24 protein-coding genes are annotated in these 24,640 nt (G+C 64.0%); 16 read left to right on the top strand and 8 right to left on the bottom strand.

Annotated elements, in window-relative coordinates; translation table 11 throughout:
• Positions 1–212 precede the first annotated feature (212 nt).
• Both fnr and SR908_RS04425 read left to right on the top strand, forming a co-directional pair.
• Complete coding sequence (gene fnr, locus SR908_RS04430; protein ID WP_246919919.1) at positions 213–959, top strand: fumarate/nitrate reduction transcriptional regulator Fnr; 747 nt, start codon at positions 213–215, stop codon at positions 957–959.
• Between the two features lie 101 nt (positions 960–1,060).
• Positions 1,061–2,362: an oxygen-independent coproporphyrinogen III oxidase gene (locus SR908_RS04425; RefSeq protein WP_246919921.1), complete on the top strand. Its 1,302-nt coding sequence runs from the start codon at positions 1,061–1,063 to the stop codon at positions 2,360–2,362.
• A 78-nt stretch (positions 2,363–2,440) separates the two neighbouring features.
• On the opposite strand, the gene nirK is transcribed toward SR908_RS04425, so the two are convergent.
• From nirK to SR908_RS04410, 3 genes are all read right to left on the bottom strand, one after another.
• Positions 2,441–3,826, bottom strand: a complete 1,386-nt coding sequence (gene nirK, locus SR908_RS04420; protein ID WP_246919923.1) for a copper-containing nitrite reductase — start codon at positions 3,824–3,826, stop codon at positions 2,441–2,443.
• A 154-nt stretch (positions 3,827–3,980) separates the two neighbouring features.
• Complete coding sequence (locus SR908_RS04415; protein WP_246919930.1) at positions 3,981–4,370, bottom strand: SirB2 family protein; 390 nt, start codon at positions 4,368–4,370, stop codon at positions 3,981–3,983.
• A 263-nt stretch (positions 4,371–4,633) separates the two neighbouring features.
• A complete protein-coding gene (locus tag SR908_RS04410; RefSeq protein WP_246919932.1) occupies positions 4,634–4,945 on the bottom strand; it encodes a hypothetical protein in 312 nt (103 codons plus the stop codon).
• Between SR908_RS04410 and SR908_RS04405 the strand changes: the two genes are divergently transcribed.
• Both SR908_RS04405 and SR908_RS04400 read left to right on the top strand, forming a co-directional pair.
• Complete coding sequence (locus tag SR908_RS04405; RefSeq protein WP_246895603.1) at positions 4,832–5,155, top strand: hypothetical protein; 324 nt, start codon at positions 4,832–4,834, stop codon at positions 5,153–5,155. The genes SR908_RS04410 and SR908_RS04405 overlap by 114 nt on opposite strands.
• The gene (locus tag SR908_RS04400; RefSeq protein ID WP_246919936.1) at positions 5,152–6,351 is read left to right on the top strand and encodes an NnrS family protein; all 1,200 of its coding nucleotides are present in this window, start codon (positions 5,152–5,154) and stop codon (positions 6,349–6,351) included. Before SR908_RS04405 ends, SR908_RS04400 begins: the two co-directional genes overlap by 4 nt.
• Positions 6,352–6,395: 44 nt before the next feature.
• Here SR908_RS04400 and SR908_RS04395 read toward each other — a convergent pair whose 3' ends face one another.
• Together SR908_RS04395 and hemN are read right to left on the bottom strand one after the other, a co-directional pair.
• A complete protein-coding gene (locus SR908_RS04395; protein ID WP_075368147.1) occupies positions 6,396–6,869 on the bottom strand; it encodes a hypothetical protein in 474 nt (157 codons plus the stop codon).
• 3 nt (positions 6,870–6,872) lie between these two features.
• Entirely contained in the window at positions 6,873–8,261 is a 1,389-nt protein-coding gene (gene hemN / locus SR908_RS04390; protein ID WP_246919945.1) for an oxygen-independent coproporphyrinogen III oxidase, read from the bottom strand.
• A gap of 24 nt (positions 8,262–8,285) precedes the next feature.
• On the opposite strand from hemN, the gene SR908_RS04385 reads away from it, so the two are divergent.
• Positions 8,286–8,618 carry an exopolysaccharide biosynthesis protein gene (locus tag SR908_RS04385; RefSeq protein ID WP_246919948.1) on the top strand — a complete coding sequence of 111 codons (333 nt, stop codon included), beginning with the start codon at positions 8,286–8,288 and terminating at the stop codon, positions 8,616–8,618.
• 9 nt (positions 8,619–8,627) lie between these two features.
• Here the strand turns inward: SR908_RS04385 and SR908_RS04380 are convergent, their stop codons facing one another.
• A complete protein-coding gene (locus tag SR908_RS04380) occupies positions 8,628–9,557 on the bottom strand; it encodes a LysR substrate-binding domain-containing protein (protein WP_246919951.1) in 930 nt (309 codons plus the stop codon).
• 104 nt (positions 9,558–9,661) lie between these two features.
• Between SR908_RS04380 and SR908_RS04375 the strand changes: the two genes are divergently transcribed.
• The 10 genes from SR908_RS04375 (at position 9,662) to egtB (ending at position 20,556) form a co-directional block, all read left to right on the top strand.
• A complete protein-coding gene (locus SR908_RS04375; protein WP_246919953.1) occupies positions 9,662–10,657 on the top strand; it encodes a DMT family transporter in 996 nt (331 codons plus the stop codon).
• A gap of 219 nt (positions 10,658–10,876) precedes the next feature.
• A complete protein-coding gene (locus SR908_RS04370; protein ID WP_246919956.1) occupies positions 10,877–11,224 on the top strand; it encodes an NADH-quinone oxidoreductase subunit A in 348 nt (115 codons plus the stop codon).
• Positions 11,215–12,525, top strand: coding sequence for an NADH-quinone oxidoreductase subunit D-related protein (locus tag SR908_RS04365; protein ID WP_246919960.1), 1,311 nt, complete (start codon positions 11,215–11,217; stop codon positions 12,523–12,525). The genes SR908_RS04370 and SR908_RS04365 overlap by 10 nt, the downstream gene beginning before the upstream one ends.
• Positions 12,518–13,441, top strand: a complete 924-nt coding sequence (locus SR908_RS04360) for an NADH-quinone oxidoreductase subunit H (protein ID WP_246919962.1) — start codon at positions 12,518–12,520, stop codon at positions 13,439–13,441. The genes SR908_RS04365 and SR908_RS04360 overlap by 8 nt, the downstream gene beginning before the upstream one ends.
• Positions 13,441–14,076 (top strand): NADH-quinone oxidoreductase subunit J, encoded by a 636-nt coding sequence (locus SR908_RS04355; protein ID WP_246919965.1) that lies wholly within the window; start codon positions 13,441–13,443, stop codon positions 14,074–14,076. The genes SR908_RS04360 and SR908_RS04355 overlap by 1 nt, the downstream gene beginning before the upstream one ends.
• Before the next feature lie 27 nt (positions 14,077–14,103).
• On the top strand, positions 14,104–14,409 hold the full coding sequence (gene nuoK, locus SR908_RS04350; RefSeq protein WP_035413666.1) for an NADH-quinone oxidoreductase subunit NuoK: 306 nt from the start codon (positions 14,104–14,106) through the stop codon (positions 14,407–14,409).
• 212 nt (positions 14,410–14,621) lie between these two features.
• On the top strand, positions 14,622–16,295 hold the full coding sequence (locus SR908_RS04345; RefSeq protein WP_246919969.1) for an NADH-quinone oxidoreductase subunit 5 family protein: 1,674 nt from the start codon (positions 14,622–14,624) through the stop codon (positions 16,293–16,295).
• On the top strand, positions 16,292–17,779 hold the full coding sequence (locus SR908_RS04340) for a complex I subunit 4 family protein (protein ID WP_246919972.1): 1,488 nt from the start codon (positions 16,292–16,294) through the stop codon (positions 17,777–17,779). The genes SR908_RS04345 and SR908_RS04340 overlap by 4 nt, the downstream gene beginning before the upstream one ends.
• On the top strand, positions 17,779–19,188 hold the full coding sequence (locus SR908_RS04335) for an NADH-quinone oxidoreductase subunit N (protein WP_246919976.1): 1,410 nt from the start codon (positions 17,779–17,781) through the stop codon (positions 19,186–19,188). Before SR908_RS04340 ends, SR908_RS04335 begins: the two co-directional genes overlap by 1 nt.
• Positions 19,189–19,251: 63 nt before the next feature.
• On the top strand, positions 19,252–20,556 hold the full coding sequence (gene egtB, locus SR908_RS04330) for an ergothioneine biosynthesis protein EgtB (protein WP_246919984.1): 1,305 nt from the start codon (positions 19,252–19,254) through the stop codon (positions 20,554–20,556).
• Between the two features lie 86 nt (positions 20,557–20,642).
• Here egtB and argC read toward each other — a convergent pair whose 3' ends face one another.
• On the bottom strand, positions 20,643–21,590 hold the full coding sequence (gene argC, locus SR908_RS04325) for an N-acetyl-gamma-glutamyl-phosphate reductase (RefSeq protein WP_246919992.1): 948 nt from the start codon (positions 21,588–21,590) through the stop codon (positions 20,643–20,645).
• A gap of 199 nt (positions 21,591–21,789) precedes the next feature.
• On the opposite strand from argC, the gene SR908_RS04320 reads away from it, so the two are divergent.
• The gene (locus SR908_RS04320) at positions 21,790–22,470 is read left to right on the top strand and encodes a haloacid dehalogenase type II (RefSeq protein ID WP_246919997.1); all 681 of its coding nucleotides are present in this window, start codon (positions 21,790–21,792) and stop codon (positions 22,468–22,470) included.
• A 16-nt stretch (positions 22,471–22,486) separates the two neighbouring features.
• On the opposite strand, the gene SR908_RS04315 is transcribed toward SR908_RS04320, so the two are convergent.
• Positions 22,487–24,628, bottom strand: coding sequence for an FAD-dependent oxidoreductase (locus SR908_RS04315; protein WP_246920000.1), 2,142 nt, complete (start codon positions 24,626–24,628; stop codon positions 22,487–22,489).
• Positions 24,629–24,640 lie beyond the last annotated feature (12 nt).

Here is a 24,640-nt window from a genome sequence, read left to right as displayed (position 1 = left end):
ACGGCTGCCCGGTTTCCGGCGCATTCGGGGTAGGTCATGTTCTCCACTGCTATCGGAGGCGTGCGGTGAACGGGGCAGGATGCCGGGCATCTGCTCGCTTACCTCGCAATATCACCCCGGCTACCTCCAAAGGGCTATCGGGGTCGGAGCGGGTATTAGGTAGCATCAGGGGCATGATGTTGCGGAACCCCCGCAGGAAGGAGAAACACGCCATGACCCGCATTGCCACGCTGAGCGAATCGCGCGATAGCTGCCACAACTGTCGCCTGCGCACGCTGTGCCTGCCCGACAACCTGCCGAAGGATGACATCGGCAAGCTGGAAGGGATCGTGCAGCGTCGCAAGCCGGTGTCCCGGGGTGACTATCTGTTCCAGGCCGGGCAGCGGTTCAACTCGATCTACGCGGTGCGCACCGGGGCCGTGAAGACCTCGACCCTGATGGCCAATGGCGACGAACATATCTCGGGGTTTCATCTGCCGGGTGAAGTCATCGGCCTGGATGCCATCGTCTCGCGGGATCACCCGTCGAGCGCGATCGCCCTGGAAACGGCCAGCATCTGCGAGATTCCCTACGCCGAACTGGAAACCCTGAGCGATCACACGCCGTCCCTGCAGCATCGGCTGATGCGCATCATGAGCCGCGAACTGCTCGCCGAGCAGAGCACCAATCATCTACTCTCGCGTCGTTCCGCCGAACAGCGCCTGGCCGTCGTGCTGCTCAAGTTCTCGGAGCGCTTCGCCGAACGGGGTCTCTCGGCGCTGCGCTTTCGCCTGCCGATGTCGCGCCTCGACCTGGGCAACTACCTGGGCCTGGTGCCCGAGACCATGAGTCGCACCTTCCGCCGCCTGGAGGAGCAGGGCCTGGTCGGCATCGCCGGAAAGGAGATCGAGATCGTCGATAGCGGTGCGATGCGGGCACTGGCCTTCGGCGCGGAAGGCTCGCAGGTGGCGCGGGCCTGAGCGCGAGCGGGATGCATCGCGTGACGGCGTGACTTCAGTCAACCTGGCCGCCCGCAGCGGGCGCTAGAGTGAGTCTGGATATACTCGCTCTGGTAATCTAAATGACCCGCTCCCTCGATCCCGTTCTCCTGGACAAGCATGATCGGCCGGCTCCGGACTACGGGATCTTTCCCGGCCTGGTCCGCTTTCCTGAAAAGCTCACGGTAGCCGATTACCGGCTGGCGGCGCATGGCAGCAACGAAGACCCCATCCCCAAGCCATTGACGGTCCATGTTCATGTGCCCGCCGGGTTGGGGCACGAGGCCGACGGGGCGACTCGTTACCTGGCTTGTCTCAAGCGTGAAATGGCAATTCAGGGAAGCCTGTTCGATGACGATCGTCGAATCGAGCGGCTTGTTCTGGCCGGGGGTGGAGTGAGGCGTCTTGACGACGACCAGTTGGCCGGCCTGCTTACCGAGCTGCATCGCCATTTCGGGCTGAAGCGCAGCCGCGACAGGGTCTTTGCGCTGCGCATCGGTCCGAACGGTCTGTCACCGCAGCGCCTGACCGATCTGATTGCCCTGGGCTTCAACCGGCTCGCTATCGATATGCAGGGCGCCAGGGCCTCGGCGGTGGATCGCTTGCTCGAGATCAAATCCACGGCTCGCCCCGCTTATCTTCACCCGCCCACTGTCGAGCTGGGGCTGCGACTGCCTGGGCGGACGTCAGCGGGTTTCTCGGCACTGCTCGAAGGCCTGGTATGCCTGCGCCCAGAGCGTATCAGTCTGTCTCGCGAAGCAGGCCGCTGCACAGTCGCCTGGCCAGGGTTTCCCGGCGCTTCGGCAGCCGGCGATCAGAGCGGCACGCCCATGCGCCATGCCACCCTGGGCCTCCTTGCACAGGGCGTGGAGCGACTGGCCCGGGAGGGGTACGAGCATGCAGGCACGGGGCGCTTTCTACTGGCAAACGACTCGTCGATCAGCGCGTGTCGCGATGAACTCGAGCATGAGACCGACTGTATCGGGCTCGGGGCCGGTGCGATCAGCCATGTCGCCGATGGGTACTACCAGAATGCACGGGAACTGTCGGACTATCACGCCCGCCTGGATGCCGGTGAGCTGGCCGTCTGCCGGGGCTATGAGCTGAACGCCGATGATCGGGTGAGGAACGATGTCATCCAGCACCTCATGGCAAGGGGCAGCGTACGTTATGCGACTATCGAGAAACGTCATCGCATCGTATTCCGCAACTATTTTGCGCCGGAGTTGCAGGCCCTGCAGGAGATGGCCGGCGATGGCCTGGTCGATATCCGACGCGATAGCATGACGCTGACGCCATCGGGACGGTTGCTGACGAACCGTCTCGCCATGATCTTCGACGGCGCCTTCGGCGATCCGCGGCCCCGATACTTGCAGATGATCTGATCGGCGCCAATAAGTTGCTATGGTGCAGATTGTGCCGTCGTCCTGGAGAGGGATCTGCCGGCAGTCGATGATCGGCCCTCAATGCGCGAGATCGTGCGGGGCCTGGAAGATCTCGTCGTTGCTGTCGCCGTGCACCGTCAGAAAGCCCACGAGGCCTTTCTCGACCCGGGCCAGAGCGTGATCGACAAGCTTGTACCTGCCCGGGTAGTCGACCTTGAATTCGACCATGACGGCGCCGCCCGGGGCGACCGTCGTGGTCTGCACGTCGGTCAATGGCGGGCTGGTCAACGACCCCTGGCTGTAAACCCTGTCGAATGTCTCGCCGATCACATGAAAGCTCGATGTCGCGTTGGGGCCGCCGACGCCGAAGAAGATGCGCACGGTATCGCCGACCTGGGCTTGCAGCTCGTGGGTTTCGGTCAGGGCGCCCACCGCGCCGTTGAACGTGAAATACTCGGGACGCTCGTCGAGCAGCTTGTCGAGCGATAGCTCCTGTAGTCCTGGGCTGCCGTGGCGTTCGCGGGTGTAGAGCTCGCCCTGCATGACATAGAACTCCCTGTCCACCGGCGGCAGACCGCCTTCGGGCTCGACCAGGATCATGCCGTACATGCCGTTGGCGATATGCTGAGCGACCATCGGCGTGGCGCAGTGATAGACATAGAGCCCCGGTGCCAGGGCCTTGAAGGTAAAGTGCCTGGTTTGACCCGGGGCAACCTGCGTGACCGCTGCGCCGCCGCCGGGGCCGGTGGCGGCATGCAGGTCGATCGAATGAACATGTTCGCTGCGCTCGTCGTTGCTCAGGTTGACGGTCACCCGGTCGCCGACCCGCACACGCAGCAGGGGGCCGGGCACCTTGCCATCGAAGGTCCAGTAGCTGTAGCTGGAGCCATCGGCAAGCCGGCCGACGACCTCGCTGGTTTCCAGGTCAAGCGTGACATGCCGAGGCGCGCGCGTGCCGACCGGCTGGCCCACCGCCGTGGGGTCCTGCGCGATGGTGCCCGTGTCGTCAGCCAACGCTTCCCGTGCTTCGCCAACGACAAGGCGGCCGAGCATACCCATCGCCTTGTGGCCGGGCAGCGAGCAGTAGTACGTGAAGGTCCCGTTCCTGTCGGCCTTGAAGACGATCGTGGCCGCCGCCCCCCGGGTGCTGATCTTTCCCGAATCGGCACCGAACTCGGGTACCACGATGTCGTGGATGACTCCGTCCCCATTGATCAGCTTGATCCGGACGATGGCGCCCTCGGGAGCGTTCAGGTCGGGATTGACCTGCCCCTTTATGGAGCCGGTGGCGCCGACGAATGCCAATCGGCCGTCAGTGAGCGCGGTACGCAGCGTGTAGCTCACGTCCGGCGTCGCATCGCCGGGAACCGACTCGCCCTCGGACGACGCGAAGCCGGTTGCGCACGCCAGTCCGGTCAACAGCACAAGCATGCCAGCAATCAACCGACGGGGAACTCTATTCATGAGGTCTTATCCTTGCCCTGCTGGGACAATCTTGAAATACGCTCCACGTTAGCATCGCGAAGGGCGCCCATTATTGATTCGTCTCAAGGAGCCCGCTTCGAGGGTTCGACCGCGTGTTCGCGAGGGGCGCCGGCGTCGGCATGGCGACGAAGTCTCAGACACCTGCCAGCCAGGAAAGTGGATGGTGGTTCATCGCCGCGCCGACGATGTACAGGAAGATGACGATGGCTACGAGTGACGCCACGGCGCGAAGGGTCGCTGTCCTGCCGCGCTTGATGGCCAGGGTGCCAACGACGATGTAGGCCACCAGGCCGATCAGCTTGGCCGCCAGCCACGGTTGCTGGGTAGGCCAGGCTTTCGACATGACCATCAGTGTGATACCCGCCGCCAGCAGTACCGTATCGATTAGATGCGGCAACACCTTCACCCAGCGCTGCCGACGTCGCGGCGACTCCCTTACCGACCACCAGGCGCGCAGGCTGAATAGCGCCAGACTGAGAGCAGCGGCGGTGATGTGGAGTTGCTTGATCAGGGAATAGTCCACGCGGACCTCCACCAGGAAATGGCCGCCTTCCAGCATGTCATGTCAGGGGGGGAGCGTTGCACGACAGCATGGCGCGCAGCCAGTGGAGTGGCAAGCCATACGTCACGCCCTCGAACGGGCCGACGGCGGTTCGACACCCTCGAGGGGCGTCGCATCTCGCTGATGGTCGAGGATCTTGACATCATCTTGACCCTGGGGCTAGAGGAAGGGCTGGCGCAGCAGGGTCGCCTGGGCAAATGACTGGAGCGGTTGGCGCGTCGCGATCATTGTGCCCAGTCATCCCGGCCTGCCCCGGAGACGACAGGATGGATGGGGTAGTCAACGCGCGGGACGGTATCGCATGACTTGCCCTGACTAAAGTCAAGGCTCCTGCGCGCTCGTTCTGATCTGATGGCCTTACCCTGCTGTGGGGCTCGGCCAATCGAGACGAGGCGGTATTCGGCGATCCGGATGAGTTCCGGCTGGATCGCGATCCAGATCTGAATCTGTTGTATGGCGGCGGTGTTCATGTCTGCCTGGGGGCGCCCCTGGCGCGCATTGAATTGCAGCTGTTCCTGCAAGCGCTGCTCGGACATACCCGGGCGCTGGTTGCCGTAGCGGACAAGCCCGCCGTCAGGGCGCGCTTTCCGGCGGGTGGCTACTCGCGGGTTTGGAGACGCAGACGAAACGCTGAGCTTTCCATGGCTTCATCCTGTGCTATTCGAAGGCATGTCCGGGGAGGGGGAGACATCCAATGCCTGATACGGCCACGCCAATCATTTCAATCGGGAGCATCCGGGCCATGAATGACACGACCAGCCTCCGCCATGACGACGGCCCCGTGCTGCTCGCCTTTGCGTTCCGGCCTTTCTTCCTGCTCACCGCGCTCTACGCGGCGGGCCTGGTGGCGGCATGGGTCGCCTTCCTGTTCGGCGGGCTGCCCCTACCGCTGGGCGTGAATCCAATCCAGTGGCATGCGCACGAACTGCTCTTCGGCATGGTGCCGGCGGCCATCGCGGGCTTCCTGCTCACCGCGATGTGCAACTGGACGGGAGCGTCGCCTCTGAAGAGTGGCGGCCTGCTGGCGTTGATTCTGCTATGGACAGCGGGGCGGGCGGCAATGTGGCTGTCGGGCTGGCTGCCGCTGTGGCTGGTCGCGGCGATCGACCTGGCCTTCCTGCCGGCAATGGCGGCCTATGTCGCGCGAGTACTGCTGCGGCATGGCAATTACCGCAATCTGGTGCTGGTTGCGCTGCTTTCCCTGCTCACCGGAGCCAACCTGTTGATGCACCTGGGGTTCAGTGGGCTCTGGCTTGGCGGGGGACGGCTGGGTGAAATCCTGGCGCTGGATCTGATTGCCACGCTCATGGTCGTAATCGGCGGTCGGATCACACCGGCGTTCACTGCCAACTGGCTACGCATGCAGGGCAAGGACCCCACCCAGGTGAGACGCTCGGAGGCGCTGGATCGTGCGGCCTTCTGGAGTATGGTCGCTATACTGCCGGTCGACTTGGCGATGCCGTTTTCCGTGCTAACCAGCCTCATGGCATTGTTCGCCGCACTCGTCAATGGTTGGCGACTCCATGCTTGGCGGGGTTGGAAGGCCTCGGGGGAGCCCCTCATATGGATTCTTCACTTTGCCATGGCCTGGATTGTCGTTGCCCTGCTTCTCAAGGCGATGACGCCTTGGTTGGCGCTATCTCCCAGTGTCTGGATGCACGCGATGGGGGCCGGAGCAGGCGGTACCTTGATACTGGGCGTGATGACCCGTGTAGCGGTGGGGCATACGGGGCGGCCAATGCGTCTGCCGCGTTTGGCGATATGGATCTATATCGCTGTCATCACTGCGGGGGCGGTGCGAGTGATTGGGGCCTTCGTGCCGCAACTGGCCTATCCTGCGCTCACCGTCTCGGCAGTGGCCTGGGTGGTTGCTTTTCTACTTTTCGTGCTTATCTACTGGCCGATCCTGAGCCGACCACGCGCTGACGGGCGCCCCGGCTGAATGCAAGCTCGGAATATGGTGAAACCCATTGCCGTCTGGGATGTTCATATCCAGAACCAGCCGTGGCTACCTGCCACCGCCCCCGCGATCGTAATCAGGCTGATGACGAGCAGGAACCAGTGCAGCCCCTGGACGAGCCGAAACGTGGATCCGGGGGCGCGTTCGGCGCGTGCATGGAGCCAGCGGTGCAGGAATAGCGGCTCGAACACGAACAGCATCAGCGTGAAAATCAGCCACACCACGATCATGGCGTGAATCCACCAGTACTCGATCATCGTCAGGCGCTGCCAGCCGACGACATCCAGCATGTAGAAACCGCTGAGTCCCGCCAGCAAGGTGGTGATGCGTGCCTGCCAGGCAAAGCGTGCTTCCACTTTCTCGAAGAATGCCACGCGCTCCGTATCGCTTTTGAAGCGCTTCACTGCCGGTAGCAGGACGGTGGTCACCATCGCTACGCCGCCGATCCATAGCACGACGGCCAGCACATGCACGACCCGGGCCAGAAAGTAGTATTCCATGTGTCACACGGTTCTCGAAAACAGGCCGCGCTGGCCCTCGCCCAAGTAGGCGTCGAAGGCCATGGCTACGCTGCGCATCATCAGTTTCCCCTGGGGCAATAGCCTCACCGTGCCTTCCTCTATCGCCACCAGGCCATCGGCGATATGCCCGGAAAGCTGATCCAGCGAATCGGCGAAGTAGCGAGCGAATTCGATATCGTAGCGGCATTCGCAATGTGCCATGTCGATACGGCCATGGCACATCAGGGCCATGATCACATCACGGCGCAGGCGGTCATCGTCATCGAGTCGGTAGCCGCGCTCGACCGGCAGGCGGTCGGCATCGAGGCAAGCATAGTATCGGGAAAGCGTCTTGGCATTCTGGCTGTAGCTGTCGGCCACCTTGCCGATGGCGGAGATACCCAGGCCGATCAAGTCGCAGTCGGCATGCGTGGAGTAGCCCTGGAAGTTGCGTTGCAAGGTGCCGTTTTGGCGGGCCTGGGCGAGTTCGTCATCGGGCAGCGCGAAGTGATCCATCCCGATGTAGATGTAACCCGCGGCGGTCAGGCGCTGGATGGTCAGCTCAAGCAGTTCCAGCTTGCGCTCCGGCGGCGGCATGTGCTCGGGGCGAATCAAGCGTTGCGCCTTGAACCTGCTGGGCAGGTGAGCATAGCTGTAGGAGGCGATGCGGTCCGGGCGGATGTCGATGGCCTTGCTCAGCGTGGCGTCGAAGCTCTCCACGGTCTGCAGTGGCAGGCCATAGATCAGGTCGACGCTGATCGAATCGAAATCGGCCTCGCGAGCCGCCTCGACCAGAGCGCGGACCTGGGCTTCGCTCTGGATGCGATTGACGGCGGCCTGCACGTCCGGGTCGAAATCCTGCAGCCCGAAGCTCAGGCGGTTGAAGCCCAGTTGCCGCAGGCCGTGAAGCCGTTCGGGCGTGACCGTGCGCGGGTCTACTTCCACGGAAAACTCATGCGCACTACGGGTATCGAAGCGAAAAGCCTGGCGCAAGGCGCCCATCAGCTCGGCGAGCTGCTCGTCGGTGAAGTAGGTCGGCGTGCCGCCGCCCAGGTGGAGCTGGGTCAGCCGACGGTCGGCGTCGAACAGTTCGGCCTGCAGGGCGATCTCGCGCTGCAGGTAATCAAGGTACTCGGCGGCTTTCTCGGCCTTCCGGGTAATGATTTTGTTGCAGGCGCAGTAGTAGCACAGGCTCATGCAGAACGGGATATGGACATAGACCGACAATGGCTTGGGCAACGGGTCGCCGTTGCTCGTCTCGATGGCTTGCCGGTAGTCGTCCTTCGCGAAGGATTCATGGAACTGCGGTGCGGTCGGGTAGGACGTATAGCGTGGCCCGGGGAAGTCGTACTTGCTGACCAGGGCACGGTCGAAGACCTGCGTTTGGTTCATGATCCTGCTATCCGAGGGGGAGTGATGAGGGCACTATACGAGGTCTCGCCGTCGCCGAAGTTGCTTTCGATCATTTTCGGTGCGATCGGTATCGTCCTTGCTCAAAGGCAACCGCAAGGTGTCGGCTTGAGCGGTAAGGCCTTCCAACGTGCTGGCACCTATCTCGTGGCGCTTTTCTGCTTTCTCATTGCCCTGGCGATGCCACTGATGGAAGTGGTGCCTTTCTCGGCCAATGGCGCGGGGCTTGCCTTGATGATGTTCGGCTTGTCGCTGATGGCCAACGATGGCCTCTGGGCGCTGCTGGCGCTGATCCTCACCGGCGGCACGGTCGGCGTGGTGATCGTCGCTTTGTTGTAATACCCCACCTTAAAAGGCGCTCTCACCGCCATGATCGGCATGGAATTCGTGCTGCAGCCAGTCCAGCAGTGCCAGGGTTTCCACCCGCGATTGAGCCCCTTGTCGTGTATACACCGAGAGCGCGTCGCTGAGCGGTAACGATGCATCGACCGGGCGCACGAGCTGGCCGTTTTGCACTAGGCGCTCGGCCGTGCGTCGCCAGCCCAGGGCGATACCGTGCCCGGCAAGCGCCGATTGGAGGACCAGTGGATAGCTATCGAAAATCATGCCGTTTCCTAGGGTAGGCACGAAATTCCCCATGGCGCGTAGCCAACTATCCCACTCGAACCAGTCCGGTGCGTCGGCTCTATGGTGCAGTAAACGGTGCTCGATGAGGTTTGCCAGCGTGATGGGGTGGCGCTGTGCGGCGAGATAGTCGGGACTGCAGATGGGGAAAATCTCGTCGGATGCGGTGAAGGACAGCGCGTGGCTGCCGCTGGGGCGCCCACTCGTCTGCAGCGCGACGTCGAAATAGTCGTGATGCTCGACCACGGGGCGTGTCGAGGTCACCAGGCGTACCTCGATTTCCGGGTGTTGCCGGTTGAACGCGGCGAGGCGCGGCATGACCCAGTAGAAGGCTTCGCAGAGCTGGCAGAAAAGCACTACCACTCCGTCATGCACTTCCTCTCGCAAGGTATTGGCATGCGTGGCGACGTTCTCCAGAGCGGTACTCACCGCGCGCCCAAACTCGCGGCCGGCAGCGGTGAGGAAGACACCCCGGTTGCGACGCTCGAATAACGATACGCCGAGGTTTTCCTCCAGGGCGCGAATCTGGCGGCTGACGGCGGCCTGGGTGAGATGCAGCTCGTCGGCGGCGCGGGAAAAGCTTTCCAGGCGCGCGGCGGCTTCGAAGGGCATCAGGCTGGCGAGCGGGGGCAAGGCCTTGCCTAGTCGGTTCATATGCGATCCATAATCACAGCTCATGGAAAGTGACGTATAACTCGTTTGTCGTGCATGCCTGGGGCGCGCACTCTTGAGCGGCTTCTTGCTCAGGGAGAACGTTCATGAAGCCGATAATTGGGGCACAAACCTCAGAATGGCAAGGCATCGGTTGTATTGTCGCCTCGGTCTTCTGCCTCTCGATGGCCGACGCTCTGGTTAAGTATATCAGCGATGACGTGGGTGTTTGGCAGCTGTACGTGCTGCGTGCGCTTTTGGCGTCGCCGCTTTTGGGGTTGCTGCTCGGAAGACGTGGCGTGATGCGTCTGGGACGAGCGCTGCTACGCCGCTGGGTGCTGGTCAGAACCGGTTTGTTGATGGCGATGTGGTTGACCTTCTATGCGGCGCTTCCGACGTTGACGCTCTCCATGGCGGCGGTGGCGCTGTACACCTCGCCGCTGTTCATTGCCTTGTTCGCTGCCTGGTTGGCCGGCGAGCGGCTCTCGACAGGAGGCTGGTTGGGGATCGTCTTGGGCTTTGCCGGCGTGGTGCTGATATTGCGCCCGGGGACTATGCATTTCACGCCCATGGTGGCACTGCCGCTGCTGGCGGCGGTGTGTTATGCGCTGGCCTGCGTGGTGACGCGTGTTCATTGCCGCGACGAAGCGCCGTTGGTGCTTTCCGGGGCGCTGAATCTGGGCTTTCTGTGTCTGGGGGCGGTGGGCTGTCTATGGATGACGCTGCACGGGCAGCTACCGGCCGATGGCACCACGCCGACCTTCCTGACGGCGCCCTGGCGTTCGCTTCCAGCCGAAGCCTGGTGGCTACTGGCGGGACTGGCGATACTCTTCGTGCTGGCCAGCAGCACGGTGGCCAAGGCTTATCAAATGGCCCCGTCTGCCTTGATCGGCATTTTCGATTACACGTATCTCATCTTCGCGGCCGGTTGGGGATGGTGGCTGTTCAGCGAGACGCCGGATGTGGCCACGGCGGTGGGCATGTTGTGCGTGGGCGTGGCGGGGGTGTGCGTCTGGCGCGCCACGCCCGCCTGCATGCCGTCCGTTACCGCATCGGTCGGCACCGAGACCCGATCCGGCTATCCGGCGGGACCGCCGAGATAACGATGCCATTGTTTAACCTGGGGGCTGGATGCAGGTTGAGTCGTCCGCGATCCTTCCCTATACATAGGGGATAGACGTTACCTCAACACGGACAAGGAGCTGTCGCATGTTGGCAGGTGGCGTTCAGGACCGCTATCTAGTCTTTGAAATTGAGTGTGCGAAAGTGCAAGGCCAAGGTATGGCCAAGATTCGTTTGAGTCAGCAACGCGAGGGATTCGCATGGAGCTGTTCGCCCTTCTAATCATTCTGATTCTTGCACTGGGCGCCGGGCTGCTGATGCAGTGGTTGCCCATGCGTCACCAGCCGCGGCCCAGTTGGTCTCAGCGCGCGCCGTTTCTGGGCGGGGGGACGCCCGACAGCCACGCCTGGAACCGCTACCACGTTCGCTACTACTCCATGACGCTGCTGTTGATCGCCTTCGAGATGGAGATGATGTTCATGTACCCATGGGCGGTCGTGTTCGTCGAGAAGGGCATGAAGGCCATGATGGAGATGGGCATGTTTCTCGCCATCCTGTCGGTGGGCATCATCTATGCCTGGCGTGAGGGGGTGTTCAAGTGGCAGTGAACTGGCTGCACAAGTTCGCCGTGCGTGGCCGCGTTCCCGTATTTCCCGTGCTGGGCAAGCAGGGGGATGGCGTGCTTCAGCACCTTGCGTTATCGCCGCGAATCGAACTGGTCGACTCGCCGCGTCATGCCAGTGTCTTGCTGGTGGCGGGGGAGGTTCCGGCCGACCGTTTCGAGCCCCTGCGCCGGGTGCATGACCAATTGCCATACCCTTTCACGACGCTGTGGTTTCGCAGCGAACCCTGGCCGCATCTGGAACGCGTGGCCCGTATCGACGATCTCGACGACCTGCCCGGTGCACTGGTCACGGCGCATCGCGAACTGATGGAAGGTCGCCGCGGCAGTGCCCATCGTCTTTTGCCGGACGAGCCACCCAACCCCTGGGAAGGCGAGGGCGATTTCGGCCAGGGCGGCGAAGGCATGATGGGCGGGGTGCCCTACGGGCGGCCCATGGCCATGAACATGGAGAATGACATTCGCGACGGGTTGACGCTGGATTCACTGACGTTCCGGCTGGGGCCGTTCTTCTTCGCATTTCCGCCCGGCATGGCGGCGGAGATCACCCTGCAGGGGGATCTCGTGCAGACATGGCAAACGCAGCTGACGCCGTATCCACAGCCTCTCGACGAGGTGTTTTTCGACGCTCGCCAGCGCCCCGTCCCCATTGCGGAGGTCGAGCTTGCCCGGGCTCGCCATCACCTCCACCGGCTGTTCCATGCCTTGCACCTGGCGGGCCTGGAGAACGTGAGCCTGCGGACCTTGCGTCTGGCGCATGGATTGTCGGCGTCGAGTACCCTCGATGGGTTGCGGCGCGCACTATCACGTCGCGGCTTCTTTCGCCTGACGGCGGGCGGCGGCGTGCTCGGACCCGAGCAGGCACGTATGATCGGCGGGCCCGCCGCCCGAGCTGCCGGACTGGATGATGATCTGCGCGCGGAGGATGCCGGCTATCGACGACTGGGATTCTCCCCCGTCTGTCAGACCGCGGGCGATACCCATGCTCGCTGGCGGCAGCTTCTGGACGAAATCGACCAATCCCTTCATCTGGCCCGTCTGGCCGAACGCGACAGGGTACACACGGAGCGGACAGGCAGCGTCGAGACACCGCGGGGCCCCTGGTCGGCGCGGCGGCCGGCGGATGCGAGCGCGCTCTTCGACGAGCTGTTACCCGGGCTGGAGTGGGGCGATGCCCTGGCGACGGTCGCCAGTCTGGATGTCGCGGGGTTGGCCGATCAACCTGTCGGCACACGGCCATCCGGCGAGTCCCGGGCGGTACGGGGAGGTACCGGGAACGATGTTTAGCGAGCTGTTTCTGCCGGTTCTCATGGTGATCTTCATGCTGGTTGTCGGCGGTTATGCCGTTGCCGTGCTCGATCGCCTGGTTGCCAGCGCGCTTGGCACCCCCCAGGCCGGAGGTATCTGGCTGGCGCCGATGGCGCGCGGTGCCTGGTTGCTGACCCAGCACGCCAATGCCACCGAAGCGCCGGATTGGCGGGCCTGGCGGCTGGCACCGGCCCTGTATCTGGCATTGGCGGCGGGCGGGCTGGCGGTGGTGCCATGGTCGGCATCGCTGGTTGCCACGGATCTGGTCACCAGCGTGGTGCTGTGGGGCAGCGTGGAAGCGCTGGCGACCGTCGTCATCTTCTTGCATGGCTGGTCGGCGAATTCGTTACTGGCCTTGATCGGCGGGTACCGGTACGTGGCGCTGGGGCTCTCCTACATCCTGATCAGCATGTTCGTGCTGATCGGCGTGGCATTGCCGGCCGAATCGCTGCAGTTCACCCAGGTGGTGGCTTCGCAGGAAGGTCTGTGGAATGTCATCCGCCAGCCGCTGGGCCTGCCGCTGTTTCTCATCGTCGGCCTGGGCATGACCTTCTGGGGGCCGCTGAACTTGGCCGATTCGACGGATCTTGCCGGCGGCACGGCCGCGGAGATCTCGGGGCCGCCACGGCTGGTCTGGGACATGGCCCGGGCGGCCATGCTGGTCGCGTTCAGCGGCGTGGCAGCGACTGCCTTCCTGGGGGGCTGGCTGGGGCCCTGGCTGCCCGGCCTGTTATGGATGTCCCTCAAGATGCTGGCGGTATTGAGCGTGCTGCTGTTGCTCGGGCGGCTACTGCCGCGACTGGCGCCGGAGCGCTGCGTCACCTTGATGTGGGTCGTGTTGCTGCCGCTGTCGTTCATCGATCTGGTATGGGCCGGGATAGGAGCGCTGTTGTGATGGAGAGCATGAATCACGGCCTCGGTGTCGATATCGCGTTTCTGCTGCTGGCCACGCTGGCGGTGGTCACCGGGTGGCGCGTGTTTCGCACCGATTCGATGGTACGGGCCTCCTTCTTTCTGCTGGTGTCGTTCATCGCCGTGGGCGTGATCATGATCCTGTTGGCGGCGGAATACCTGGGCGTTGCCATGTTCTTCATGATGGCCGTGGAAATGACGGTCATGGCGCTGTTCATGGTCATGTTCATGATGAACCCGGCCGGCCTGAATCCCATGAACATGGTCCATCAAGAACGTATCGCCATCGGGGCCGGCGTCGCCGGTTTTCTGGTACTGGGCGCCATGGCCCTGTTGGCGACCTTTCCCGATCAGCCGGTGCCGGCAGGCCTCGAGCCCGTCAGATCACTGGGCAACGAAATGCTCGGTGATTCGATGCTGATTTTCGAATCGGCGGGTCTCGTGCTGCTGACCACCATGATCGGCGTGGTGGTGCTGTCGAGCCATCGCGGGCGCTATGGCGCGGCGGCGGAGGGCTCGATGCCGCCGGGGCTGGAACCGGGCGGCGACCCGGCAGGCAAGCCCGAGGAGGACGAAGCGGGCGAGGGCGAGCATCACCATCATCACCATCACCACTGAGCGGGACAGCCAGGCAGGGAGGCTTGCATGACACTCACCACACTTTTGCTATTGGCAGCGGCACTGATCGGTATCGGGATCTATGGCGCGCTTTCCCAGCAGTCGTTCGTGATGCTGATGATGGGACTGGAGCTGATCCTCAACGGTGTCATGCTGGCGGCGGTGGCGTTCTGGGCCTTCAGCGGGGCCGGAGCACCGGAAGGCCAACTGCTGACGATCATCGTCATGGCCGTGATGGCCATCGAGATGGCGATGGGGTTCGCCCTGGTGGTCGCGGTCTTCCGCGGTAAACAGGCCGACATGACCGAATCGCTGACCGGGCTGAAACACTGATGCTGTGGTCCGTTCCTCTCTTGCCGCTGCTGGCGGCCCTCGTCATCCATGGGGTCGGCAAGCGCTGGCCGGGCGACGACAGGGGCCGTGCCGTGCTGACCCTGGCGGGGGTGGCGATCACGGTCGCTACCTTGCTGCTCGTGAGCATCGCGGTCACGGCGGACTGGAGCGGCACCTATCGCTGGAGTTCCCGAGTCGTTCTGTCGCTCGGGATGACATCCGCGAGCGCCGTGTTCGCCATCGTTGTGCCACTGATCGCCGCGCCGATCATCGTCTACAGCGCCTACCATGAAGCATCGCCGGTCAGTGGCAGAGAGACGGTGCGCCCTCCCGTCGGACTGGTGGCGCTGCTGACGGCGTTCTTCGGCGCGATGGAACTGCTCGTCCTGGCCGAGGATTTCGTCACCCTGCTGATCGCCTGGGAACTGGTCGGGGCATGCTCGTGGGCGCTGATCGCCCATGAATGGCAGAAGGCCGGCAACCTGCGGGATGCCACCTGGGCGTTCCTGGTCACTCGCTTCGGGGATCTGGGACTGTACATCGCCGCGGCGGCAGCGTTCGCCGGCACGGGCTCGTTTGCCTTTGCAGACCTGGCTCAACTCGATGGGTGGCGGCTGGACGTGTTCGTTGCCGGCGTCGTGCTGGCCGCCGCCGCGAAATCCGCCCAGGTGCCGTTCTCTCCCTGGCTGTTTGCCGCCATGTCCGGGCCGACACCGGTGTCGGCATTGCTCCATGCGGCGACCATGGTCGCGGCGGGGATCTACCTGGTGGTCCGGCTGCATGCGGAACTCTCCGCCGTCGCCTGGTTTGCGCCGGTCGCCATCACGCTGGGGCTGACCACTGCCCTGGCAGGGGGACTGGTGGCCTGTCTTCAGGGCCATGCCAAGAAGCTGCTGGCCGCCTCGACATCGGCCCAGTATGGCCTGATGTGGCTGGCGGCAGGGGCGGGCTTTCCCGGCATCGCCCTGGTGCACTTCGTCACGCATGCATTCACCAAAGCGGCGCTGTTCCTGGCCGCCGGCATCGCCGAACGCTATGTCGACAGCTATTCGCTGACGGCGATGCGTCTGGGTCGCCTGCTTCCTGGCGTCGCGGCAGCCAGCATGGTGGCCAGCCTGGCGCTGGCGGGCGTCGTTCCGCTGAGTGCGGCGTGGAGCAAGGAGAAGATCGTCACGGCCGCCGGCCATCAGGCGTCCTGGCTGGCCGTGATCGTCGCCGTGGCGGCAGGGCTCAGTGCGCTGTACGCCACGCGCTTTCAACTGCTGGCGTTCGGGCGGGGGCGGCATGACCGCATGAGCGAGGCTGTCTCCCGGCCCGGCCACTCCTGGGCGGAAGCCGTCGCGCTCTATCTGCTGGCGGCAGGCACATTGGCACTGTCGCTACTCTGGTGGCCCGGTATCGGAAATGGCCTCGCCGATTTGCTGTCCGTGCACTTTCCCGGGACCAGGCCGTGGGAACTCATCCTGTCGCTACTGCTGGTGGCGCTGGGCATTGGCCTGGGTGCCTGGGCGGTGCGTCGTGAGGTGTCGAGTCAGCAGAGCGAAACGCATACCGCTATGGCGGACTGGCTGGGCCTGCCGATGCTGGCAGCACGTGGCGCGGAGGCCATGCTGATGTTCAGCCATGGCCTGGCACGCTTCGACGATCGCGCCGTGGATGCCGGGATCCGGGGCAGTGCCCGCTTTGGTGCGTGGCTGGCCAGGCTGGGAGAACGGCGTGGCGAAGGCGCGTTCGATGGTGCCACGAACCAGCTCGCGAAGGGCATCGACTGGGCGGGACAAGTGGCACGTCGGGCGCATACCGGGCAGATGCATCACTACTACACCGGTATCGCGGCCGGACTCGCCGCGATCCTGATCATCCTGAGCATAGGAGCGCTCCTTTGATTTTGACTGCAGCCCTGGGGCTTCCCATGCTGGGGGCCCTCGCACTCGCCGTTTCAAGCCGTTGGACCGAGACCACGGCTCGCCGGTGTGCCATCGCGGTTTCGGTGTTGCCGGTGCTGTTGCTGATCTGGGCGTGGCGACAGTTCGATCCGCAAGGCGCGCTATTCCAGTTCGTCGAGGAAGTGCCCTGGGTACCCAGCCTGGGCATGGGCTACAGGCTGGGCGTGGATGGCATTGCCCTGGCTGTCGCGACGATGAGTGCCCTGGTCTTCTCGGCCAGCATCGCCTACCCCGTGGACACGAAGCATCAGCCTCGCCAGTACTATGCCTGGATGCTCTTTCTGCAGTCCGTGTCTCTGGGTGTCTTCCTGGCGCTGGACCTGCTGCTCTTCTATGTCTTTTTCGACCTGAGCCTGGTGGGGATGTTCTTCCTGATCGGCCGCTGGGGGCATGGTCAGGCGCAGCTCGCCGCGTTCAAGTTCTTTCTGTACACCTTCTGCGGCTCGCTGTTGCTGCTGCTGGCGATCATCGGGCTCTATCAGTCGGTCGAGCCGCATACCTTCGACATGCGCGTGCTCATCGAGCAGCAACCGCTGGCGGGTGCGGGCATGACGGCTGCACTGGTGTTCCTCGCCCTCATGCTCGGCTTCGCCATCAAGACCCCGATGGTGCCCGTGCATACCTGGCTGCCCCAGGCGCATGTCGATGCCCCGGGGCCGGTCTCGGCGATTCTCGCCGGGGTGCTGCTCAAGATGGGCACCTACGGGATCATCCGCATTCCGTTCGCCATGATGGCGGAGACATTCTCTCGCCATGCCCTGGTCATTGCGCTGTTCGCGGTCGCATCGATTCTCTACGGGGCCTTCGTGGCGCTCGGCCAGCGCAACCTGAAGCGGCGCATTGCCTACACGTCGATCAATCACATGGGCTACACGGTGCTGGGGATCGCGGTGGCCGGCGCCCTGATCCAGGATACCGGATATGCCCGCGAGCTGGCCCTGGTGGGGGCCACGGTGGAAATGGTGGCGCACGGCCTGATTACCGGGGCGCTGTTCCTCATCTGCGGCTCGTTCTGGCAGCGTACCGAGGAGTATGACCTGGACAGCTACGGTGGTCTGCTGCGTCAGGCCCCGTGGCTGACCGCCTTCGCCGTGCTCGCCTCCTTTGCCAGCCTGGGCCTGCCCGGCCTGGCCGGTTTCGTGGCGGAGTTCCATATCTTTGCCGGCACCTTCGGTGTCTATCCATGGCTCGCCGTCATCGGTGTGCTGGGCATCCTGGTGACGGCGGCGCTGTTTCTGCAGATGCTGCAGAAGGTGTTCTTCGGGGCGATGCCGGAGCGCTGGGCGCAGTTCGAGGATCTGCGTCCCATCGAGTGGGGCGTGCTCGCGGTGCTGTCGGCAGGCTTCGTGATCATCGGCGTGGCGCCGGCGTTTCTGCTGACCCTGGTCGAAGCATCGGCGGCACTGCTGGTAGGAGGCCGCTGATGCCTATCGGTGACGTATTGCCGGAAATCAGCCTGACGCTGGGTGCCGTGGCGATTGTCCTGTTCGCCAGCTTCGTCCGTCAGCGGCAGCATCACTGGGCAGCCGTGCTGGCCCTGCTCGCCATCGGCCTCGGTGCGGGGCTGACCGTCGCGCAATGGGGCGGGACGCCGCGGCTGACGTTTTCCGGTGTCTGGGCCCTGGATGGCGTGGCGCTCGCCAGCAAGCTGGTCGTGCTGATCGCCGGTGCGCTGGTCGTCGCGATGTCGCCTGAATGGATGCGGACCGATCGCCGCCATGGCGAGTACTATGCGCTGGTGCTGTTCGCTCTGCTGGGCGTCATCATGATGGCATCGGCCAGCGATACCATGGAGCTGGTGCTGGGCGTGCTGCTGTCCTCGGTGGCGAGTTACCCGCTGGCCGCCTATCACCGTGGCTGGGCGCCCGCGCTGGAGGCCGGGATGAAGTATTTCCTGATCGGCGCCTTGACCAATACGTTGTTGACGATCGGAGTGGTGGTGCTGTTCGGCCTGACCGGCAGTACCGGGTATCCGGACATCGCCCAGGCGCTTGCCACGGACAGCGACCGCCTGGCACTGACCATCGCCACGGCCTGCGTGGTGCTGGGGCTGACCTTCAAGCTGGCGGCGTTTCCGGCTCACGCCTGGATGCCGGACGTGGCGCAGGGTTCACCGGTACCGGCGGCAGCCTTCCTGACCGTCATTCCCAAGATCGGCGCCGCGGTAGCGCTGGCTCGCTTCGTTTCCCTGTTGCCGCCGGATGTCGCCTGGCGAGCGATCGTGGCATCGATCTCCGTCGCCACCATGACGCTGGGCAACGTGGCGGCGTTGCGCCAGACGGACGTGCGTCGCCTGCTGGGCTGGTCATCGGTTTCCCAATCCGGATATGCCCTGATGGCCATCGTGGTGCTGGGTGTCAGCGACCAGGCCCTGCCGGCGCTGGTGTTCTTCCTGGCGAGCTATGCCATCGCCAACCTGGCCGCCTTCGCCGTGGTCACGCACCTGCGGGGACGTACCGCACTGGACGATTATCGAGGATTGGCCCGACACGCACCGATCGCGGCAACGATACTGATCGTGTCGCTGTTGTCCCTGGTGGGTATCCCGCCGCTGGTCGGCTTCTTCGGCAAGCTGATGCTGTTTCGCGTCACCCTCGAGGGCGGTTACGCCTGGCTGGCGCTCGTGGCGGTGATCAACACCGTCGTCTCGCTGTTCTATTACCTGCGCATCGTCGCGCCGATGATGTTCGGCAGCCGCCAGTCCGCCGTGCATTTGCTGTCGGGCCAGTGGGCGCGCTCCGCGATGGCCGTGGCGGGCTTGCTGCTGATCGTCGGAGGGCTCGGCGCGGAAGCGCTCTCGTTATTCACAGGCTCGATACGCTTTGCCCTGTAGGCCCCGGCGGGCCTGGCCCGCCGGATCCACGTCAATGGAGTGATACTGAGAAAGGAGTCGTCCATGTCACCCGCTCAAGGTTCGACGATCGAAACGCCAGATAGCCTGCATATCAAGGAATGGTTGCGCGCGTACCAGCGGATCCGTGCCGCCACCGAGGCCATTTGCGCGCCTCTGCACAAGGAAGATTACATGGTGCAGAGCATGCCGGATGTCAGCCCTCCGAAATGGCACATCGCTCATGTCAGCTGGTTCTTCGAAGCCTTCATTCTGAAACCGTTTCATCCCGCCTACCAGCCCCTCGATCCCGCGTACGATCATCTCTTCAATTCCTATTACGTGACACACGGTACCCCGTTCCCCCGGCCCGGACGCGGTATGATCTCGCGGCCGACCGTGGACGATGTCTATCGCTATCGCGCTCACATCGACCGGGCCATGGAAGCGCTGCTCAGCGATCCACCGCAAGCGCACGTTCAGGAGATCCTTCGCCGCCTGGCGTTGGGGCTACCGCACGAACAGCAGCACCAGGAGCTGCTGCTGATGGATATCAAGCACATCTTGGCCCAGAACCCCTTGTGCCCGGCCTACCGGGACGACCTGGCGCCAACACCTGCGCATGCGGTAGAGACGCTCGGCTGGCATGCCTATCCGGCCGGCGTTCAGTACATCGGCCATGACGACACCGAAGAGGGGTTTGCCTACGACAACGAGATGGGGCGCCACCGCCAGTTCGTCGAGGCATTCCAGATCGCCGACCGTCCGGTGACCAACGGCGAGTTTCTCGATTTCATGCAGGCGGGCGGATACGACAAGCCCGACCATTGGCTGTCGGACGGCTGGGACACGGTCAAGGCTGAAGGCTGGCAGGCGCCGCTCTATTGGGTCGAGCGCGATGGTATCTGGCACCACTACACCCTGGGCGGCCTGGTGCCGGTCGACATGAACGCACCGGTCTGCCATGTCAGCTTCTATGAAGCCGATGCCTATGCGCAGTGGGCCGGTGCCCGCCTACCCACCGAGGCTGAGTGGGAGACAGTGGCTCATGATGCCGCCATTCAGGGGAACTTCGTCGAACAAGATCATCTGCAGCCGGTCTCCGCCGCCGGGTCCACAGGTGTGCTGGGACAGATGTTCGGTGATGTCTGGGAGTGGACGGGCAGCGCCTATCGCCCCTATCCGGGATTTCGCAAGTTGCCGGGCAGCCTGGGGGAATATAACGGCAAGTTCATGTCCGGCCAGATGGTGTTGCGAGGCGGCTGCTGTGCGACGCCGGCCGACCACATCCGCGCCACCTATCGCAACTTCTTCCCACCTCATGCCCGCTGGGCATTTTCCGGTTTCCGTCTTGCCAAGGAGAGCCTCTGATTAACGTCGTGACCCTGGCCACACCGTTCGCTCACGGCAAGCGGCTTCCATAGGAGCATGGTCGGTCATGGACCGAGCCCCGGTGCTTATGCCGAGAGGCCGCTGGCCTCGTCCACGCCGAGATGCAGATTCATGCTCTGTACGGCGGCACCGGCGGCCCCCTTGCCAAGGTTGTCCAACCGGGCGACGAGGGAGACGTGTTCATGGTTGCCGAACACGAACAGGTCGACGCGGTTGGTGTCGTTGCAGCCCTGTACTTCGAAGAAGCCACCATCGAGATTGGCGGGGTCCTCGAGGGGCATGACGCGGACGAAGGTCTCGCCTGCGTAGTGATCGGCGTAGGCTTGGCGCAGCGCCTCGGCGGTGGCCCCGGGGCTAAGCTGGTCGACGTGCAGGGGAATCGTCACCGAGAGACCCTTGAGGAAGGGGCCGACGATCGGCTGGAAAACCGGTGTCCGCTCGAGCCCGCCGTGCACACGCATCTCCGGCAAGTGCTTGTGGGTCAGCCCCATGGCGTAGTGACGCGGTGCGGCCAGACGGCCGTCGTGGTCGGCTTCGTACTCGGCGATCAGCTTCTTGCCGCCGCCACTGTAACCGGTGATCGAATGCGCTGCCAGCGGCGTGTCGGCGGGCAGCAGGCCGGCTTCGACTAGCGGTCGCGTAAGCATGATGAAGGCACTGGCATGGCAGCCTGGATTGGCGATGCGCTTGCTGGCGCGAATGGCGTCACGCTGGCCCGGCGTCAGTTCGGGGAGGCCATAGGTCCACTCGGCATCGGTGCGAAAGGCCGTGCTGGCGTCGATCAGGCAGGTATCGGGATTCTTGAGCAGCGCCGCGGCCTCGCGAGAAGCCGCATCGGGCAGGCATAGAAAGGCCACATCGGCGGCGTTGAGCAGACGGGCGCGTTCGGTAGCATCCTTGCGCTTGTCGCTGTCGATGCGCAGTAGTTCGATATCCTTGCGTGCCTCGAGATAATCCAGCAGCCGCAGCCCAGTGGTGCCTTCCTGACCGTCTACGTATACCTTGAATGCCATGGGAAATTCGTTGCCTCGTTGACCGGGTCCGTACATGCCGACAGCACTGCCAGCGAATCGTCCTCCATTGTGCGTCGATGCGGCCGCGCTGTCATGTTTCTGGGCGTCAATCCGCTTGTCGTGACTCGCAAAAACGACCAATCTGAGAGGGGTTGGGGTTTCGCATCACCCACTGAGACAAGCGTGATAAGGACGACGTATGAATAAGCGTGTATTGGCTTTCGATGTCTATGGCACCTTGATCGACACCCACGGCGTGGTAGAGGCATTGAACACGGAACTGGGCGATGCCGAAAAGGCGCTGGCCTTTTCGCAGCGTTGGCGGGACAAGCAGCTCGAATTCGCCTTTCGCCGCTCGTTGATGGGCGCTTACTCGAGCTTTGCCGATTGCACGCGTGATGCCTTGGAATTCACTGACCGTGCCATGGGCAACCAGCTTTCGGAAGTCGCCAAGGATCGGCTGATGGCCCTTTATGGACGTCTCCCGGCGTTTTCCGATGTCGCCGAGGGGTTGGCACGCTTGAGCGATGCCGGCATGCGCTGCGTGGCGTTTTCCAATGGTACGCATGAAGCGGTGACGGGATTGCTGGCCCAGGCGGGTATCCGCGAGCGGTTCGACGCCATCGTCAGCGTCGACGACATCAAACGCTTCAAGCCCGACCCCGCCGTATACGCCTATCTGCGTCAATGCACCGAGTCGAAGGCCGCCGATACCTGGCTGATTTCCAGCAATCCCTTCGACATCATCGGGGCCAAGTACGCCGGCTTGCACGCGGCCTGGGTACGCCGCAGTGCGGAGGCGCCCTTCGATCCCTGGGGCGATGAGCCCGACATGACGGTGAGCGATCTCGACGAACTCGCCGAGCGCCTGGTGAGGTGAGCGTGACGAGGCGCGCTCAGCCGCCGCGCCGCCACCGGAAATAGCGCGCCAGCCAGCCGAGCAGGCGCTCGGGCTTGTGGGCGTTCTTCCATACCCCGGCGGTGCCTTTGACGGCTTCCGAGAGGGTCGGATAGGGGTGAACCGTGCCGAGCAACTTGTTGAGCCCGATGTTGTGCTTCATGGCCAGCGTCACCTCCGCCAGCCATTCACCGGCGTTTTCGCCGACCAGTGTGGCGCCGAGGATGCGGTCCTTGCCGGGCACGGTGAGGATCTTGACGAAGCCGGTGGTGGCGCGCTCGGCGATGGCCCGGTCGCTCTCAGCCATGTCGTAGCGGGTGACCTCGTAAGCGATGCCCTGGGCCTTGGCCTCACGCTCGTTGAGCCCCACGCGTGCCACTTCGGGTTGCAGGTACGTCACCGCGGGCATGATGCGGTAGTCGACCTTGAAGCGCTTGAACTCGCCGAACAGGGCGTTGACGGCGGCATGCCAGGCCTGGTGCGCGGCGGCGTGGGTCAACTGGTAAGGACCGGCGACATCGCCGCAGGCCCAGATGTTGGGCAGCTTGGTCTGTAGCTGCTCGTTGACCTCCAGGGTCCCGTTGTCGCGAGTGGCGATCCCCAGCGCTTCCAACCCGAGCCCTTCGACGTTGGCCTGACGACCGACGCTGACCAACAGGCGATCGAAGGGAATACGCGTCTGGCGACCGTCGGCCGCCTCGACGAGGAGCTGATTCTCGCCGTTCTCGACCGTCACCGACAGCGCCCGGGTACGAGTCATGATCTCGAGGCCTTCCTCGGCGAGCAGGCCGGCGACGAGTTCGCCGACTTCGTCATCCTCGCGCCCCAGCAGCTGCTCGGCGCCCTCGACCAGCGTGACCTGGCTACCCAGGCGCGCGAAGCTCTGGCCGAGCTCGCAGCCGATCGCGCCACCGCCCAGCACCACCAGGCGGCGCGGCTGTTCGGTCAGCGTCCACAGGTTCTCGGAAGTCAGCACGTCGACCTGCTCGATGCCCGGAATCGGCGGCACCTTGGGCGTGGCGCCGGTGGCGATGACGATGTGCCGCGCCGTCAGCGGCTGGCCGTCGATATCCACCGTCCACGGTGACAGCAGCCGCGCCGTGCCGCGTTTCACCTCGACGCCCAGCCCGGTATAGCGTTCCTCACTGTCATGGGGTGCCACCTCCTCGATGACACGTCGCACGTGGCCCATGACCTCGCCGAAGTCGATACGCGGCGCTCCTGCGTGCACACCCAGTCGCTCGGCATCGCGCACGTTCTGGGCGGCCCGCGCGGCGCGAATCAGCGCCTTGGAAGGCACGCACCCGGTATTGAGACAGTCGCCCCCCATGGCGCCGCGTTCGACGAGCGCGACCGTCGCCCGCACCGCACTGGCGATGTAGCTGGTCACCAGCCCCGCCGAGCCGCCGCCGATCACCAGGATGTCGACATCGAAGCGCCGAGGCTTGGTATGCCCCCGATAGCGCTTGCGGCGTTGCAGCCCGTCGACGACCCAACGTGCGATCAGCGGGAAGACGCCCAGCAGGGCGAAGGAAAGCAGCAGCGACGGCGACACGACGCCACCCAGCGATTGCAGTTCGCCGAGTTGCTGGCCGGCGTTCACGTAGACCAGCGTGCCCGGAATCATGCCGATCTGGCTGGCGACATAGAACACCGAGGTGCGCAGCCGGGTCAGGCCCATGGCCAGATTGACCACGAAGAACGGGAAGATCGGCACCAGCCGCAGGCTGAACAGATACAACGCCCCGTCGCGCTCGATGCCCCGGTTGATCGTCTCGATCTGCCGCGCGAAGCGACGTTCGATCAGTTCCCGAAACAGGGTTCGGGAGACTAGAAACGCCAGAGTGGCACCAATCGTGCTGGCAAAGGAGATGATCAAGAAACCCCAGCCCAGGCCGAATAGGGCGCCCCCCAGCAGCGTCAGAAAGGCGGCGCCGGGCAGCGAGAGCGCGGCGACCAGCACATAGACGAGGAAGAAGCCGCCGGCGACGAGCCAGGGCGCATCGGCGAACCATCGATCGAAACGCCCTTGCAGCGACTTGATGGACTCGAGGGTCAGGTAATCGTCGAAGCCACCCGCGAAGAAAGCAATGATCGCCACCAGGACCACGCCGAGAATCACCACGCGATAATGTTTCACTTCCTTTCCCCT

Source organism: Chromohalobacter canadensis (assembly GCF_034479555.1).
GTDB lineage: Bacteria > Pseudomonadota > Gammaproteobacteria > Pseudomonadales > Halomonadaceae > Chromohalobacter > Chromohalobacter canadensis.
Note: the sequence above shows the minus strand (reverse complement) of the source record. Positions and strands in the feature narration are given on the sequence as shown.